Annotated in this window: 14 protein-coding genes; 8 read left to right on the forward strand and 6 right to left on the reverse strand. The window is 64.7% G+C overall.

Features of this window, described 5'->3' with window-relative positions:
• The first annotated feature begins 24 nt into the window (after positions 1–24).
• From fdhF to AC3WRR_RS24050, 3 genes are read left to right on the forward strand one after another with little or no spacing between them, the layout of a single operon-like run.
• Positions 25–2904, forward strand: a complete 2880-nt coding sequence (fdhF, locus tag AC3WRR_RS24040) for a formate dehydrogenase subunit alpha (protein WP_492298304.1) — start codon at positions 25–27, stop codon at positions 2902–2904.
• Positions 2905–2919: 15 nt separating this feature from the next.
• Positions 2920–3786, forward strand: a complete 867-nt coding sequence (gene fdhD, locus AC3WRR_RS24045; protein WP_492298305.1) for a formate dehydrogenase accessory sulfurtransferase FdhD — start codon at positions 2920–2922, stop codon at positions 3784–3786.
• Positions 3783–4007 (forward strand): formate dehydrogenase subunit delta, encoded by a 225-nt coding sequence (locus AC3WRR_RS24050; RefSeq protein WP_010811246.1) that lies wholly within the window; start codon positions 3783–3785, stop codon positions 4005–4007. The genes fdhD and AC3WRR_RS24050 overlap by 4 nt, the downstream gene beginning before the upstream one ends.
• Positions 4008–4025: 18 nt before the next feature.
• Here the strand turns inward: AC3WRR_RS24050 and tssA are convergent, their stop codons facing one another.
• From tssA to AC3WRR_RS24080, 6 genes are read right to left on the reverse strand one after another with little or no spacing between them, the layout of a single operon-like run.
• Positions 4026–5072, reverse strand: coding sequence for a type VI secretion system protein TssA (gene tssA, locus AC3WRR_RS24055; protein ID WP_454750043.1), 1047 nt, complete (start codon positions 5070–5072; stop codon positions 4026–4028).
• Positions 5073–5074: 2 nt separating this feature from the next.
• Complete coding sequence (gene tssG, locus AC3WRR_RS24060; RefSeq protein ID WP_492298307.1) at positions 5075–6115, reverse strand: type VI secretion system baseplate subunit TssG; 1041 nt, start codon at positions 6113–6115, stop codon at positions 5075–5077.
• A gap of 2 nt (positions 6116–6117) precedes the next feature.
• On the reverse strand, positions 6118–7998 hold the full coding sequence (gene tssF / locus AC3WRR_RS24065; RefSeq protein WP_041687169.1) for a type VI secretion system baseplate subunit TssF: 1881 nt from the start codon (positions 7996–7998) through the stop codon (positions 6118–6120).
• A gap of 4 nt (positions 7999–8002) precedes the next feature.
• Positions 8003–8524, reverse strand: coding sequence for a type VI secretion system baseplate subunit TssE (gene tssE / locus AC3WRR_RS24070; protein ID WP_011614627.1), 522 nt, complete (start codon positions 8522–8524; stop codon positions 8003–8005).
• Positions 8517–9353, reverse strand: coding sequence for a type VI secretion system accessory protein TagJ (locus AC3WRR_RS24075; protein WP_011614628.1), 837 nt, complete (start codon positions 9351–9353; stop codon positions 8517–8519). The genes tssE and AC3WRR_RS24075 overlap by 8 nt, the downstream gene beginning before the upstream one ends.
• Positions 9343–9945: a TagK domain-containing protein gene (locus AC3WRR_RS24080; protein WP_011614629.1), complete on the reverse strand. Its 603-nt coding sequence runs from the start codon at positions 9943–9945 to the stop codon at positions 9343–9345. Before AC3WRR_RS24080 ends, AC3WRR_RS24075 begins: the two co-directional genes overlap by 11 nt.
• Positions 9946–10399: 454 nt before the next feature.
• Between AC3WRR_RS24080 and tssH the strand changes: the two genes are divergently transcribed.
• The 5 genes from tssH to AC3WRR_RS24105 all read left to right on the forward strand — a co-directional run.
• Entirely contained in the window at positions 10400–13138 is a 2739-nt protein-coding gene (tssH, locus tag AC3WRR_RS24085; protein WP_492298309.1) for a type VI secretion system ATPase TssH, read from the forward strand.
• Between the two features lie 16 nt (positions 13139–13154).
• A complete protein-coding gene (tssB, locus tag AC3WRR_RS24090) occupies positions 13155–13688 on the forward strand; it encodes a type VI secretion system contractile sheath small subunit (protein ID WP_010811254.1) in 534 nt (177 codons plus the stop codon).
• Between the two features lie 49 nt (positions 13689–13737).
• Positions 13738–15231, forward strand: coding sequence for a type VI secretion system contractile sheath large subunit (gene tssC, locus AC3WRR_RS24095; RefSeq protein ID WP_010811255.1), 1494 nt, complete (start codon positions 13738–13740; stop codon positions 15229–15231).
• A gap of 128 nt (positions 15232–15359) precedes the next feature.
• The gene (locus tag AC3WRR_RS24100) at positions 15360–15845 is read left to right on the forward strand and encodes an Hcp family type VI secretion system effector (protein WP_010811256.1); all 486 of its coding nucleotides are present in this window, start codon (positions 15360–15362) and stop codon (positions 15843–15845) included.
• A gap of 129 nt (positions 15846–15974) precedes the next feature.
• Positions 15975–16164: hypothetical protein (locus tag AC3WRR_RS24105; RefSeq protein WP_492298311.1), on the forward strand; the 190-nt coding region annotated here is incomplete at its 3' end.

Raw genomic sequence — 16164 nt, forward strand, 5'->3', positions numbered from 1 at the left:
CAGAGACACGGGAGACAAACCGCCATGAACGCCCGCAACGAGATCGATTTCGGCACGCCCGCCAGCCCATCCACCGAACTGGTCACCCTGGAGGTCGATGGCGTCAGCGTCACCGTGCCCGCCGGCACCTCGGTGATGCGCGCCGCGATGGAAGCGCAGATCGCCGTCCCCAAGCTGTGCGCCACCGACAGCCTCGAAGCCTTCGGCTCGTGCCGGCTGTGCCTGGTCGAGATCGAAGGGCGCCGCGGCTATCCGGCATCGTGCACCACGCCGGTCGAAGCCGGCATGAAGGTCAAGACACAGAGCGACAAGCTGGCCGACCTGCGCCGCGGCGTGATGGAGCTGTATATCTCCGACCACCCGCTCGATTGCCTGACCTGCCCGACCAACGGCAACTGCGAGCTGCAGGACATGGCCGGCGTGGTCGGCCTGCGTGAAGTGCGCTACAACGACGGCGGCCCGGAAGCTGCGCCGATCGCGACGCACACGCAGATGAAGAAGGACGAATCCAATCCTTACTTCACCTACGACCCCTCCAAGTGCATCGTCTGCAACCGCTGCGTGCGCGCCTGCGAGGAAACGCAGGGCACCTTCGCCCTGACCATCAGCGGCCGCGGCTTCGATTCCCGCGTTTCGCCCGGAACCAGCCAGTCGTTCATGGAATCGGACTGCGTCTCGTGCGGCGCCTGCGTGCAGGCGTGCCCGACCGCGACGCTGACCGAGACCTCGGTGATCAAGTTCGGCCAGCCCTCGCACAGCACCGTGACCACCTGTGCCTATTGCGGCGTGGGCTGTTCGTTCAAGGCCGAGATGAAGGGCAATGAAGTGGTGCGCATGGTGCCGTACAAGGACGGCAAGGCCAATGAAGGCCACGCCTGCGTCAAGGGCCGCTTTGCCTGGGGCTACGCCACGCACAAGGACCGCATCCTCAAGCCGATGATCCGCGCCAAGATCACCGATCCGTGGCGCGAGGTGTCGTGGGAAGAGGCGATCGACTATGCCGCGTCGCAGTTCAAGCGTATCCAGGCCGAGCACGGCAGGGACTCCATCGGCGGCATCGTGTCGTCGCGCTGCACCAATGAAGAGGGCTACCTGGTGCAGAAGCTGGTGCGCGCAGCCTTCGGCAACAACAACGTCGACACCTGCGCGCGCGTGTGCCATTCGCCGACCGGCTACGGCCTGAAGCAGACCCTGGGCGAATCGGCCGGCACGCAGACCTTCAAGTCGGTGGAGAAGGCCGACGTGATCATGGTGATCGGTGCCAACCCGACCGACGGCCACCCGGTCTTTGCGTCGCGCATGAAGAAGCGCCTGCGCGCCGGCGCCAGGCTGATCGTGGTCGATCCGCGCCGCATCGACCTGGTCGACTCCCCGCATATCCGTGCCGACTATCACCTGCAACTGCGCCCGGGCACCAACGTGGCGCTGGTGACCTCGCTGGCCCACGTGATCGTCACCGAAGGCCTGCTCAACGAAGCTTTCATCGCCGAGCGCTGCGAGGACCGCGCCTTCCAGCAATGGCGCGATTTCGTCTCGCTGCCGGAGAACTCGCCGGAGGCGATGGAAAGCGTGACCGGCATTCCGGCGGAACAGCTGCGCGGTGCCGCACGCCTGTATGCCACCGGCGGCAACGCTGCGATCTACTACGGCCTGGGCGTGACCGAGCATGCGCAAGGCTCCACCACCGTGATGGGCATTGCCAACCTCGCCATGGCCACCGGTAATATCGGCCGCGAAGGCGTGGGTGTGAACCCGCTGCGCGGCCAGAACAATGTGCAGGGCTCGTGCGACATCGGTTCGTTCCCGCATGAGCTGCCGGGCTATCGCCACGTGTCGGACTCGACCACGCGCGGTCTGTTCGAAGCCGCGTGGAATGTCGAGATCAGCCCCGAGCCGGGCCTGCGCATCCCCAATATGTTTGAAGCCGCGCTGGCCGGCAGCTTCAAGGGCCTCTACTGCCAGGGCGAGGACATTGTCCAGTCCGACCCGAACACGCAGCACGTGTCCGAGGCGCTGTCATCAATGGAATGCATCGTGGTGCAGGACATCTTCCTGAACGAGACCGCCAAGTACGCGCACGTGTTCCTGCCGGGCTCGTCCTTCCTGGAAAAGGACGGCACCTTCACCAACGCCGAGCGCCGCATCTCGCGCGTGCGCAAGGTGATGCCGCCCAAGGCGCGCTATGCCGACTGGGAAGCCACCATCCTGCTGGCCAATGCGCTGGGCTACCCGATGGACTACAGGCATCCGTCGGAGATCATGGACGAGATCGCGCGCCTGACGCCGACCTTCGCCGGTGTCAGCTACAAGCGCCTGGACCAGCTCGGCAGCATCCAGTGGCCGTGCAACGCCGACGCGCCGGAAGGCACGCCGACCATGCATATCGACACCTTCGTGCGCGGCAAGGGCAAGTTCATCATCACCAAGTACGTGCCCACCACCGAGAAGATCACGCGCGCCTTCCCGCTGATCCTGACCACCGGCCGCATCCTGTCGCAATACAACGTCGGCGCGCAGACGCGCCGTACCGACAACGTCTACTGGCATGCCGAGGACCGGCTCGAGATCCATCCGCACGATGCCGAGGAGCGCGGCATCAAGGACGGCGACTGGGTCGGGGTGCAGAGCCGTGCCGGCGACACGGTGCTGCGCGCGATCGTCAGCGAGCGCATGCAGCCGGGCGTGGTCTACACCACCTTCCACTTCCCGGAATCCGGCGCCAACGTGATCACCACCGACAACTCCGACTGGGCCACCAACTGCCCGGAGTACAAGGTGACCGCGGTGCAGGTGCTGCCGGTGGCGCAGCCGTCGGCGTGGCAGCGGGAGTACCAGGAGTTCAACGCCCAGCAGCTGCAACTGCTGGAAGCCGCCAGCGCCGACCCGGCGCAGGCCGTACGCTGAGCGGAGGGCCGTACCATGATGCGCTGCATGCAGTCACCGGAGGTGCATCCGGCCGCGGCCAGAGACGCCGAGCCGCCCACTCACAGCACCTTCGCCGTCAGCCGCTGGCGCCGCGGCGAGCTGATGCTGAGCCCCGATGAAGTGGCCGAGGAAGTGCCGGTCGCGCTGGTGTACAACGGCATCTCGCACGCGGTGATGCTGGCGACGCCGGCCGACCTGGAGGACTTCGCACTCGGCTTCAGCCTGAGCGAAGGCATCGTTACCCGTGCCAGCGACGTCTATGACATCGAGATCGACACGCGCGAGCACGGCATCGCCGTGCAGCTGGAGATCGCATCGGAAGCCTTCATGCGGCTCAAGGACCGCCGCCGCTCGCTGGCCGGGCGCACCGGCTGCGGGCTGTGCGGCACCGAATCGCTGGAACAGGTGATGCGCCTGCCGGCACCGGTGCGCAGCGATGCCAGCTTCCATACCGACGTGATCCAGGCCGCGTTCGTGCAACTGCAACTGCGGCAGGATCTGCAGCAACACACGGGTGCGACGCACGCTGCCGCATGGCTGCGTGCCGATGGCCATGTATCACTGGTGCGTGAAGACGTGGGCCGCCACAACGCGCTGGACAAGCTGGCGGGCGCGCTCGCCAGCAGCGGCGAGGACATCTCCAGCGGCGCGGTGCTGGTGACCAGCCGCGCCAGCTATGAAATGGTGCTGAAGACCGCCGCCATCGGCGCCGGCGTGCTCGCCGCAGTGTCCGCACCGACGGCGCTGGCCGTGCGGCTTGCCGAACAAGCCAGCATCACCCTGGCCGGCTTCGTGCGCGCCGGCGCGCACGTGGTCTATGCCCATCCCCAACGCCTGCAGCACGAAGCGAGCCTGGCATGAAGATCGACAACCTCATCACCATGGCCAACCAGATCGGCAGCTTCTTCGAGGCCATGCCGGATCGGGAAGAGGCCGTCTCTGATATTGCAGGGCATATCAAGCGGTTTTGGGAGCCGCGCATGCGCAAGGCCTTGCTGGGGCATGTGGATGCCGAGGCAGGGAGCGGGCTGCTGGACATCGTGCGCGAGGCGCTGGGGCGGCATCGGGCGATGCTGGAGTAGCTTGCAGGCCGGTTGCCGCTATGTGTCCTGCGCCCAGCGCTCCACCAGATCCGCAGGGATCGCCTGGAACACTTCATCGAAGCGCTTGCCGGTCAGCCGCTCGGCTTGCCTGAGCAGCAGTGCCACCGGGCTGCTGGGTTCGTGGAACTCGAACCATTGACGCGCGGTGCGGATGGCGGCCAGGGCGGCATCGCGATCCCGCGGTTTGCAGGCGCCTGAGTGCACGGCGGTTGCGGCAGGGGAAAGACCGCCGGCAGCATCGCCGCATGAAGGAGAAGCGACTGGCGCGGCGGTGGATGCGGCGACCGGCGGTGCCGGGGCGGTCGCGACAGTGCTCGTCATCATGCCAAGCAGCTTGAGCAGAGGGCTCAAGTCGGGGCTGTCCTGCCGGAGGTTGGCTTTTGCCCAACCGTCAATGGCCGCTGCCTGGCCTGCGGCCTCGTCGAGTGCCGTGAGGGCGGGGCTGTTCTGCTGGCGCAGATCCTGCATTTGCTGCCGCACCGATTCCGGCGCCAGGGCGTCCGCGGGCCGCGGCACGCCGAGCGAGCGCTCGACATCCCGGATCTGCAGCCGGAGCGCCGCGTTGCCTGTGATCGTCAACTCCCGCACGTCCCGCATCAGCCCCTCCGGGTCGGTCAGCGCGGCGAGCGCATTGGCGCGCATCGCGGGATCGGTTTCGCCATCGACGCATAACTGCGGATGGATGGCATCGGGCCATTTTGCCAGCAGCCGCGCCATGGCCGCGAGTCCGTCGCGCAGGCCGCTTGCCTGGCCTAGCCGGGTACGGCAGCGCAGCAGCAGCGCCAGGATGCGGATGTCGCGCGTGCGCAGCAGCAGGCGCCGGCAGTCGCGCTCCAGATCCGCCCAGTTGATGGCCTCGGGCTCGCTGACGAAGTTGCCGTACTGCGCGTCGGGCTTCGGCGCCGCCTTGGCCAGCAGCACGACGAACTCAGGGTCGTACTCCAGGTCGTCACCGCATGGCCTGTCGGGTGCGACAGGTTCCAGCAGTTCCGGGAAGGGAAAGTCAGGTCTTGGCACCGGTACGGCCTTGGCTTTGGCATTCATGGTCAGTGTGTTGCATAGTGTTCTGGCTCGAACACCATGCCGGTGATGGCGCGGCTTCGATCCGGTTCGCTCAGCCATGTGGACCAGCCCAGGCGTTCCTGCGAGCCCAGGATGGCAGGCGGCGCCGAGTCCGGGATCACCTGCAGCTCGGCTTCCCAGACGAACTCGAAGCCGACGAAGGCGCGCACCCATTCGATGAGCGTCGGAAGGTCCCTGCCGTTCGGCGTGAAGTTCAAGTATTGCTGCAACCCGAGCGGGCCGATCACCAGGCGGAACTTGTGTTGGCGGTCCGGCACCATTTCGCCAAGCATGGCGCCTTGCCCCATGACGCCTGGGGCGCCCGGGTGTCCCAGGCGGCTGCGCTCGGCCGGATCGACGGCGATCCAGTGCAATACATACTCTTCAAGCCTGACGGGCACACCAAAGAAGTGAGAAAGCGTGGCCGCGATGCCGTCGGGATCGCGCGCTTCGCGCACCTGGTGCGCACTCGCAGCGAGCCGGGCGTGCGGCGGCAGGGTGCTGTGCGCGATTTCGTCGGCTTCATTGCCCGCCAGCCAGCCGACATAGCGGGAGAACACCTCGCAGTCGCGCCGATCGAGGCCCGCGGTGGCTTGGGCGCTTGCCCACGCGCGGTAGAACTGCGTGAAGGCGCGATGGTGGAAAAGATCCAGGAAGTCGGCGGTGGTGTTGTCCCGGTGTGCTTCGCTACGCTCGCGTACAACTTCCGTCAGGTGAATCGGCAGCGCCCCGTTCGGCCCCAGCATACCCAAGCCAAACAATTGCACCTTGAGCCGGCCGGCCAGCGGCTGCACCTGCGCGATCTCCCGGGGCGCGAAGGTGAGCGCGGCCTGCTGGCCAGCCCGGAAAGGCTCGTCGCGTGGCCGGCTTGCCTGCCCGATCGGGGGCAAGTCAGGGTGCCGGGCGGACAGATGCCGCAGGAGCCCCAGGAAGCTCAGCTTCCACGGCGCCTGGCCGGCATAGTTTCCGGGCGCGGCCGTCGCCGCCGGCGAGGGCGGCACATTGTCGTCGTTGCCTTTGAACATGGCTACACGGCGCTGCGGCCGCCCATGCGCACGGGCCAACGATGCACCAGGCCGCGTTGCATGGAGTGCAGTTCGGTTTGCGTGAAGACATTGACCGAGACGTGGCGCGCCAGGAAATGCTCCAGCACCACGCCGAACAGGTATGGGCTGATGCCGGAGAAGCCGCCTTCGTCCACCGTGAGCTGGCACTGGATGCCGCGGCCGTAGATCAAGGGCCCGTTGCCTGGCAGCCGGCGCATGACTGGCTTCACGTTCGCGCCGATCAGGCTCTGGATTTGCCCCTGGTGCGCGAGGTCGTCGTTCGCCACGAAAAGCCGCAGCATGTCACGCAGGCCCTGGCCGCCTGAGCGATGCTCCAGGTCGGTCAGCGACAAGTAGTTGAAGCCCAGCAGCCGTATCAGGCGCCAGGCCATTTCTCCGTCCGCATAGGGCGGCCGTGGTGCCGACGGCGCGCGGATCAGGCCGATCCCGTCCACGGGGATGGAAGCTGCCGGGGTCAGGTCGTGCCGGCCATTGCGCGGTACCAGATTGGGCAGATCGCGATTTGTAACCAGCGATTCCACTGACAGGTAGCGCAAGGCGTCCGGGTAGGGAGCTTCGTTCTGGTCCACCAGCGACACGAACAGCTCGGTGCCGACGTATGCCGTGCGTGTGCCGTACTTGCGAGCCTGCTCAGAGATCAGCCGACGCTCGCGCCGCAGGGAAAAGTAGCGGCCGTGGTTGCCTTCATCACTATTCAGGGTGGTAAAGAGCGGCTGGAAGTCGATGCCTGCGCTGTGCTCGGACCTTTGTGCGCAGAGCTGCCTGACGGTGTGGATTTCGTAGTCAAGCGGATGCTGCCGGTCGGCGACCAGGTGAAACTCGGCGCGGCCCGGCGTGACCTCGATGCGATCGGTGCGCTTTGGAAACAGATTGACCACCGGTGTGCAAAACAGCGCGAACTGTTCGCGGTCGACCTTGCTGGTCAGATCCCGGGGCGGCTTTGACAGCAGCACGACGATCTCGGCTTCCTTGCCGCGGATCCGGCTCAGGCCCTGAGCGAGCTTGTTGAGGCCGAAGAAATAGAAGCGCTGTGGGCAAGCGAAGTACTCATGCAACAGGTTGTGCCCGTGGAAGCTGTTCCACTGCAAAGGCAGCGCGCCTTCGCCCGGTCCCATTCCCACGTAACTGACAGCATCCTGCGCCACTGCGCAGGGGCGCTCGCTCATGGCCCCGGGGTGTCCGATCAGCGTCGCCACACCGGCGCTGTGCAACAGTTCGAACAGTTGTGAGGCGATCAGGTCATCGCCGCGCAGATAGACCGGCAGGTGGTCCAGGCCGGGCAGCTGGTCGAAGGTCGCGCCTCGCGTACAGCGCAGGCGCAACCGCAGTGCACCCTGTACTGTCACATGGGCGGGCACATAGCGCTCCGGCCCCCTGACATCGGGCGGAATGCCAGTGAGCCGCGCTTCGGTGATCTCAACCGGCCACAGTGTCAACGGCTGCGTGGTCCTGAACTGGCAGGCCGTCTTCTCTCCAGGCGCCGCCGCCGCGTTGACCTCCGTGCCGCGCGGAACCTCCACGCCATGCGCAAAATCGCCCTCGTTCTGGCTGGGTCGGAACTGCGCGACCGCAATCGATGGCGTCGGCGCCACATAGTTGGGGTAGATCACCTCCAGCAGCCGCTGGGTGAAGCGTGGGAACTCTGCGTCCAGCTTGATCTCGGTACGCGCTGACAGGAAGCAGAACGCCTCGATCAGGCGCTCGACGTAGGGGTCGGCCACCTCGATGCCCTGCATGCCCAGCCGTTTCGCGACCTTCGGGTGCTGTTTGGCGAATTCCCCGGCCAGCTCGCGCATATAGACGAGCTCGCGATTGTAGTAATCGAGCAGTTGCGGATCCATGGTGTCAGCTGGCGTGGATCGATTGGACACTCATCCGGCTGGTTTCCAGGTCGAGCGAGCTTTGGGCAGTGAACGCCATCGGATACGGGTTCATATGGATCAGGCCTTTGATCTCGAACACCAGGGTGTTATAGCGTTGTGGCGCATCTTCTTTCAGTAGCGGCTTCACTTCCAGCGAGCCGGGGATGAGCCGGGGTTCGAAGTCCAGGATCGCACGCCTGACGATGGTGACGATATCGCTCCACTTGTGTTCGGCCAGATAACTGCCGGCGACCGGGGACACGCCGTAGTTGATGGTCGATGCGGCAGCAGCGGGATAGCGCTTGCGATCGATTTCATCCTCGCGATTGGTGGTGTTGAGCAGATAGGTGAGGTCGCGTTGGATGATCTCGCGCATCTGGGCACGCGTGACGGTGTATTCGTCCGCGCTTTCCGTCTGGCGCTGGGGCGCGTCGTCGCGCAGCCGGTCCAGCAACGTCGGCAGCAGTTGCGAATTCGGGCGGCGCGGCGGGCGGTGTTCAGCCATGCTCCGCGTCCAGGGTGAGCGTTGTCACATCCAGCATGGCGACATCTCCCGTGTCTGTCATCCAGGTCTTCTGGCCGAAACCGATGACACCTGTCTCACCCGCTTCACTCCAGCTGGTTTCGCGAGCCAGCCGAATCCCGTCGCTGCCTTGTTCGGAGCCTGGGTAGCGCACCGGCAGGAAGCCACGGCTGACCACGCCGTCGGCGAGTGTCACCGTGGCCGGGCGCCATAACAGATCCAGCAACCCGGACGCCTTGCCCAACTCGATCTTGCGCATCTGCGCAAAGGGCAGCCAGGCGTAGCGCCCCGCGGTCACGATCTCGCAGGTCGGTCCCAGCCGTGTGTCTGTGTCGGTAATCCAGGCAAAGCGCACGCCGTCGTGCGCGCCGGCTGAGGCTGGCACCTGCGACAGGGCCAGGTGCCGGCTGGCGTCCGCGGCTGAGCATTCGCCGGCCTTGTTTTCCGCCAGAGCCGTGTGGAGCTTTGCCACCCACGCCGGGGCCGGCAGCAGCGAGCCGGGGGTGCGCTGGCCGGCGAATACCTCGCCACGAAACACCTCCGCACGGATCAGGTCGCGGTACACATGCGCGGTTTGCGCGAAGCCGGGCGCAAGCTGCGTGGCGACCTGCAATTGCTTGAGGGCCCTGGACCAGTCACCGACCACGCAGAGCCACTGGAATAGCTGCCAACGGAAAGCGAAAGAGCCAGGTTCCTCGCGGACCTGCGCCTCCGTCTGGGCCAGCGCGCCTTTGACCGAGCCGCTTCGGCGAAGGATTGATGACAGCCCCGTGCCGGGTGCCTGACGAGGGGTGTGCGCTTCAAGCGTCATGGCCAGGATCAGGCGGCAGCGCCGGCGCGGGACGGTAGGCGCTGTCCATCGACACCAGATGGTGTTCGCGACGGGTAAGCAGGGCCGTGACATCGCGGCGCCGCGTGGGCGCAATGTCGCCAGCGAACAGCCACAGCACGTCCGGCGCAGCCGGGGTTGAAAAGAGTTCGTGCTCTTCCAGGGATTCCCGGGAGCCGATCAGCGAATCAATATGGCCTGCCGTGTCCAGCATGTCCATCAAGCTATCGGCATGGTTCGCTTCGCGCGCGAGCGTTTGCAGCGGCTTCGGTTCGCCCTCCGCCGGGATCGGAGCTGTCGACGCTGCATTGGAGCTGGCATGTGCACTGACGTAGTTCGGGTCCCTTAGCGCCGCCTCGGCCTCGCGTTTGAGCTGATCGAGCACGTCGGCCGGCTCAGGGCCAGCCGCCGCCGTTGTCCCCGCACCACCGGCTGGCTTCACCAGCGAGAACGGATCGGCACCGTCTGGCTGCGTCCCGCCGAGCGCATCCCAAGGCCAGGGCGCATTGCTGTCGCCATCGAGTCTGGCGTTGACGGCGTGGATTTCCGCAGTGCGGTTCTGCCAGTCGCTCATAGCCCGGCCACCTGAGGTTATTGGTTTTCGAAAGCGTCTGATGATAATCGCAAATCCTGGCGTAACGAAATTCTAAATGGAATGGAATTTTCCTATTTAATATCCGGAAAATCAGAATTAAAAAGTGATCATAGAGATTTAAGGGTGATCCTATGGACATTGGATAAAAGTTATGTATATCTCGGATGGATTGTCAAAATTTGTAATATTCCATGGGGACATGGTGTTGGGTCATTGTCGGCCAGAAGAAAACGTGATAACCGCGCGATGGAGTGAATAAAGTACATAAAATCAATGAGTTATATAGATTTTGGGTGCCGATGCGCCAGAGGCCTGGTCGCGGACGAGACATTTGCTAGCGTATTGTTTTGGTCATATCCTAAAAAAGCCAAATAACAAAATCTCCGTGCAATGGTAGTCCTCTTATCCAAGGGGCGAACGGCAAAGGCATCGAATGGATATTTCGCGTCAGACTTTATTTGGCCGACTCAATCTCACGCTATTCAAGGCGATCGAAAGCGCGACGGCCTTTTGCAAGCTCCGCGGCAACCCGTACGTGGAGCTTGTGCATTGGCTCCACCAACTGCTGCAAGCCCCGGATGGCGACCTGCAGCGGATGCTGCGCCATGCCGGCGCCGACCTGTCCGTGCTTGAAGCCGACCTGACCCGCGCGCTGGCCGCGTTGCCTGCCGGCGCCACCTCGATCAGTGACTTTTCGTTCCAGCTTGAGTCGGCGATCGAGCGAGCGTGGGTCTATGCGACGCTTGCTTTTTCCGATGACCGCGTGCGCGGCGCTTATCTGCTCGCTGCGCTGCTCAAGACGCCGGAGTTGCGCCGTACGGTGCTGGGCATCTCAAGCCAGTTCGCGAAGGTGCGGCCCGATGACCTGGTGGAAATGGCACCGGCGCTCATCGCGCAATCGCCTGAGAGCCGTGAAGCGGCTTATGACGGCAGTGGCCTGGCGCCGGCCACACCGGGTGAAGCCAGTGGCGCGACGGCACCTGCCAGTGCCGGCAAGCCCGCCCTGGGCAGGTACTGCCGCGACCTGACCGAGGAGGCACGCGCGGGCCGGCTGGATCCGGTGATCGGCCGCGAGCATGAGATCCGCACCATGACGGACATCCTGCTGCGCCGCCGTCAGAACAATCCGCTCCTGACCGGAGAGGCGGGTGTCGGCAAGACTGCCGTCATCGAGGGGCTGGCACAGGCCATTGCCGCGGGTGAGGTGCCGCCCAGCCTGAAGGACATCAGGCTGCTGAGCCTCGACGTGGGTGCGCTGCTGGCGGGCGCCAGCATGAAAGGCGAGTTCGAAGCGCGGTTGAAGGGCGTGCTTGAGGAAGCTGCCAAATCCCCGACGCCCGTGATCCTGTTCGTCGATGAGGTCCACACACTGGTTGGCGCCGGTGGCCAGGCCGGCACCGGCGATGCCGCGAACCTGCTCAAGCCGGCGCTGGCGCGTGGGACACTGCGCACGATCGGCGCCACCACCTGGAGCGAATACAAGCGCCACATCGAGAAGGACCCGGCGCTCACCCGCCGCTTCCAGGTCCTGCAGGTCATGGAACCGGACGAAGCCAGGGCGGTTGCCATGGTGCGGGGTCTGGTCCGGACGTTCGAGGCGCATCATCAGGTACTGATCCGCGACGAGGGGGTGCGCGCCGCCGTCAGGCTATCGCATCGCTTTATCCCGTCGCGGCAGTTGCCCGACAAGGCGATCAGCCTGCTCGACACCGCTTGTGCGCGCGTAGCCCTGTCATTGCATGCGCCCCCGGCAGAAGTCGAACATCTGCGCCACGAACTCGCCGCGGCCGACGCCGAGTGCGCACTATTGGCCCGGGAAGCCGGCTTTGGCCGGCCGGACGCTGCGCGGATTGCGCTCGCACGGGCTCGGCGCGAGCAGTTCGAAGCCGACCTGGCTTTGGCCTCGGCGCGCTGGGACCGGGTGCGCGGTCTGGCGACCGACCTGGTCGCCCGCCGATACGCACTGGTGCAGTCCGCGTCGGATGAATCGACTGTGGCCGCGCCGGCGCGACGAACCCTGGATGAGCTCGAGGGCCATCTTCATGCCGCGCAAGCGGATGCGCCGCTTGTGTACACGGAAGTGGATGAACGCGTGGTCGCCGCAATCGTTGCCGACTGGACCGGTATCCCGGTTGGGCGCATGGTCGCGGACGAGGTGGCAACCGTGATGCAGCTGCCGCAGACACTTGGCGAACGCGTGATCGGGCAAGGCCATGCGCTAACCCAGCTCGGGGAGCGCGTCACGACCGCCCGTGCACAACTGACTGACCCCAACAAGCCGGTCGGAGTCTTCCTGCTGGCAGGCCCGTCGGGCGTTGGCAAGACCGAGACTGCGCTGGCGTTGGCCGACGCCCTGTACGGCGGTGAGCAAAACCTCATCACCATCAACCTCTCGGAATTCCAGGAGCCGCATACCGTCTCGACGCTCAAGGGCGCGCCGCCGGGTTATGTCGGCTACGGCGAAGGGGGCGTACTGACCGAAGCGGTGCGCCGCCGGCCCTACAGCGTGGTGTTGCTCGACGAGGTCGAGAAGGCGCATGCCGATATCCACGAAGTCTTCTACCAGGTCTTCGACAAGGGCTACATGGAGGATGGCGAGGGGCGCCATATCGACTTCAGGAACACCATCCTGCTGCTCACCAGCAATGCCGGCTCCGATCTGCTGGCGAATCTCTGTGAAGACCCGGCGCTGATGCCGGAGCCCGCTGCACTGCGCGACGCGCTGATGCCCGAGCTGCGCAAGGTGTTCCCGGCGGCGTTCCTCGGGCGGCTGGTAGTCGTGCCATATCTGCCGCTGGCGGCTGAAAACCTGGGCCGCATCGTGCGCCTGCATCTCGATCGCGTGGCGGTGCGCATGCAGCATCAGCACGGCATTGTGCTGACTTACGACGACCCGGTGGTCGAGTTCATCGTGGCGCGCTGTCCGGTCGGCGAGACCGGCGCCCGGCAGCTGACCGGCTTCATTGAGCAGGTCATCCAGCCGCAACTGGCGCGCCTGTGGCTGTTGGCCCTGTCCGAGAAGCGCGAGCTCGCCGTGATCGCGATCCGCGTCGCCGACAGCGCGCCTGCCGGGCTCGCCTACCACACCGAATACCGCGCTGGCCACGATGCCGTTGTGCCGGAGTGTACCCGAGGCCGGCTCGGCTTGACGCCGACCGGCATGTCCATGTAACCCGCAGGGGAGATCCATGTCTGTTGTGAACAGTTCGCAGAAATTCATCGCGCGCAACCGCGCGCCGCGCGTGCAGATCGAGTACGACGTCGAAGTCTATGGCTCGGAGAAACGTATCGAGCTGCCCTTCGTGATGGGCGTGCTGGCCGACCTGTCGGGCAGGCCGGCCGAGCCGCTGCCGGCGGTTGCCGATCGCAAGTTTCTTGAGATCGATATCGACAACTTCGACGAGCGCATGAAGGCCATGAAGCCGCGCGTGGCGTTTGCGGTGCCCAACACGCTGTCCGGCGACGGCCAGCTCATGGTCGACATGACATTCGAGAGCATCGAGGATTTCTCGCCCGCGGCGGTAGCCGGCAAGGTCGATGCGCTCAGGCAATTGCTCGAAGCCCGCACCCAGCTCGCCAACCTGCAGACCTACATGGATGGCAAGTCGGGCGCCGAATCGCTGATCAACCAGTTGCTGCAGGATCCCGCGCTGCTGCAGTCGCTTGCCAAGGCGCCCAAGCCCAGGGCCGGCGACGACGAACCTCAGTCGCCGCAGTCCTGAATGGATCGGCTACTTGCCTTCCTGAACCACCTCATCAAGCAAGGATTCCATGGCCACCGCCCAACCAGCACAACACCAAGCGCTCGCGAGCGCTGACCATTCCGACTTCGCCGCGCTGATCAGCCGCGAATTCTCGCCCAAGACCGAACAGGCCCGCGAGGCCGTCGACCTCGCCGTCAAGACCCTGGCCGAGCAGGCGCTCGCCAGCTCGTTCACCATGAGCGATGATGCCTACAAGAGCATCGAAGCCATCATCGGCGCCATCGACAAGAAGCTCTCCGAGCAGATCAACCTGATCCTGCACCATGATGACTTCCAGAAGCTGGAGTCCGCCTGGCGCGGCCTGCACCACCTGGTCTCAAACACCGAAACCGACGACAAGCTGCGCATCCGCGTGATGGATGTGTCCAAGGAAGAGCTGCGCCGGACCCTGCGCCGCTACAAGGGCATCGGCTGGGACCAAAGCCCGTTCTTCAAGCGCATCTATGAAGAAGAGTACGGCCAGCTTGGTGGTGAACCCTACGGCTGCCTGGTAGCCGACTACTACTTCGATCACACACCGCCCGACGTCGAACTCCTTGGCTCGCTTGCCAAGATCTCGGCAGCGGCTCACGCCCCGTTCATTGCAGGCGCCTCGCCGTCGGTGCTGCAGATGGATTCGTGGCAGGAACTCGCCAATCCGCGCGATCTGTCCAAGATATTCCAGAACCTGGAATACGCGCCGTGGAACAGTCTGCGCAACTCGGAAGATGCCCGCTATGTCGGCCTCGCCATGCCGCGTTTCCTGTCGCGCCTTCCCTACGGCATCAAGACCAATCCGGTCGATGAATTTGACTTCGAGGAAGACACCGACGGTGCGGATCACCGCAAGTACGTGTGGAGCAATGCCGCCTACGCCATGGCGGTCAACATCAACCGTTCGTTCAAGCTCTATGGCTGGTGCACGCTGATCCGCGGCGTCGAAAGCGGCGGCGTGGTCGAGAACCTGCCGTGCCACACCTTCCCGACCGACGATGGCGGCATTGACATAAAGTGCCCGACCGAAATCGCCATCTCGGACCGCCGTGAAGCCGAACTGTCGAAGAACGGCTTTATCTCGCTGGTGCACCGCAAGAACACCGACTACGCAGCTTTTATCGGTGCCCAGTCGATGCAGAAGCCAGCCGAGTACTACGACGCTGATGCGACCGCCAATGCCAACCTGTCGGCACGCCTGCCGTACCTGTTCGCCTGCTCGCGCTTTGCCCATTACCTGAAGTGCATCGTGCGCGACAAGATCGGCGCCTTCAAGGAACGCGAGGACATGCAGCGCTGGCTCAACGAATGGATCATGAATTACGTTGATGCCGACCCGGCCAACTCGTCGCAGGAGACCAAGGCACGCCGACCGCTGGCTGCAGCCGAGGTGGTCGTCGAGGAACTGGAAGGCAACCCCGGCTACTACAGCGCCAAGTTCTTCCTGCGTCCGCACTTCCAGCTCGAGGGCCTGACCGTTTCGCTGCGGCTGGTGGCGCGCCTGCCGTCGGTCAAGGACGCCGCCTGAGCGTCGCTCAGGCGTTGAAACGTACCGGTAGTTCCACGCCGAGGTATCGCGCCCCTGACCTGATTGGGGCGCGGCCCTGGCTGTGGCTCTTGTCTGCAGTACCTGTCTTAACGTCAAGGAGTTTTGCAATGGCACAGGACATTTTCCTGAAGATCAATGGCATCGATGGCGAGTCGCAGGATTCGTCGCACAAGAACGAAGTCGAAGTGCTGGCCTGGGACTGGAGCATCGAGCAGCAGTCCACCATGCACGCGGGCAGCGGCGGCGGCGCCGGCAAGGCGACCGTGTCGGACCTGTCCTTCGAGCACTTCATCGACCGCGCCTCGCCCAACCTGATGAAGTACTGCCTGACCGGCAAGCACATCAACGAGGCCGTGCTGGTGGTGCGCAAGGCCGGCGGCAATCCGCTCGAATACCTGAAGCTCACCATGACCGACGTGATCGTCACCAAGGTGAGCCCCAAGGGCTCGGTGGATGACGAAGTGCGCATGCGCGAGAAGGTGGCGCTGTCGTTCTCCAGGGTGAAGCAGGAGTATGTGGTGCAGAACGCCCAGGGCGGCAGCGGTGGTGCGGTGACCGCGGGCTACGACATCAAGGGCAATAAGGAAGCCTGACTGTCATGGTTGGCCTCGCCGGCTACCAGTGTTGAAGCTGGCGAGGCCAAGGAGTCTGGCACCGACCGAATGCGGAATCCATGCGGACGACAACGGCCCGACTCTGAGGGCCGTTAAAGAGATGACCTCATGAGTGCGCTAAACAATCTGAAAAACCTGGCCGTTGGGCGGAATCGCACCGTCAGCGTCTCCAGCGCGGCGATTCCCGACCTGTTGGGGCAGCCCCAGCTGGAGTTCGTGAAGCTCTCAGGTCATGAGGGATTGAGCGAACTCTTCACCTACAAGGTAGACCTGCGCGCAGTCTCGCCTGCCGCGGAAC

The organism is Cupriavidus sp. FW305-3-2-15-C-LB2, from assembly GCF_058787575.1.

Excerpts from the sequence above, each read along its gene's own strand:
- fdhF (WP_492298304.1), top strand. The coding sequence starts at position 25 with ATGAACGCCCGCAACGAGATCGATTTCGGCACGCCCGCCAGCCCATCC.
- fdhD (WP_492298305.1), top strand. The coding sequence starts at position 2,920 with ATGATGCGCTGCATGCAGTCACCGGAGGTGCATCCGGCCGCGGCCAGA.
- AC3WRR_RS24050 (WP_010811246.1), top strand. The coding sequence starts at position 3,783 with ATGAAGATCGACAACCTCATCACCATGGCCAACCAGATCGGCAGCTTC.
- tssA (WP_454750043.1), bottom strand. The coding sequence starts at position 5,072 with ATGAATGCCAAAGCCAAGGCCGTACCGGTGCCAAGACCTGACTTTCCC.
- tssG (WP_492298307.1), bottom strand. The coding sequence starts at position 6,115 with ATGTTCAAAGGCAACGACGACAATGTGCCGCCCTCGCCGGCGGCGACG.
- tssF (WP_041687169.1), bottom strand. The coding sequence starts at position 7,998 with ATGGATCCGCAACTGCTCGATTACTACAATCGCGAGCTCGTCTATATG.
- tssE (WP_011614627.1), bottom strand. The coding sequence starts at position 8,524 with ATGGCTGAACACCGCCCGCCGCGCCGCCCGAATTCGCAACTGCTGCCG.
- AC3WRR_RS24075 (WP_011614628.1), bottom strand. The coding sequence starts at position 9,353 with ATGACGCTTGAAGCGCACACCCCTCGTCAGGCACCCGGCACGGGGCTG.
- AC3WRR_RS24080 (WP_011614629.1), bottom strand. The coding sequence starts at position 9,945 with ATGAGCGACTGGCAGAACCGCACTGCGGAAATCCACGCCGTCAACGCC.
- tssH (WP_492298309.1), top strand. The coding sequence starts at position 10,400 with ATGGATATTTCGCGTCAGACTTTATTTGGCCGACTCAATCTCACGCTA.
- tssB (WP_010811254.1), top strand. The coding sequence starts at position 13,155 with ATGTCTGTTGTGAACAGTTCGCAGAAATTCATCGCGCGCAACCGCGCG.
- tssC (WP_010811255.1), top strand. The coding sequence starts at position 13,738 with ATGGCCACCGCCCAACCAGCACAACACCAAGCGCTCGCGAGCGCTGAC.
- AC3WRR_RS24100 (WP_010811256.1), top strand. The coding sequence starts at position 15,360 with ATGGCACAGGACATTTTCCTGAAGATCAATGGCATCGATGGCGAGTCG.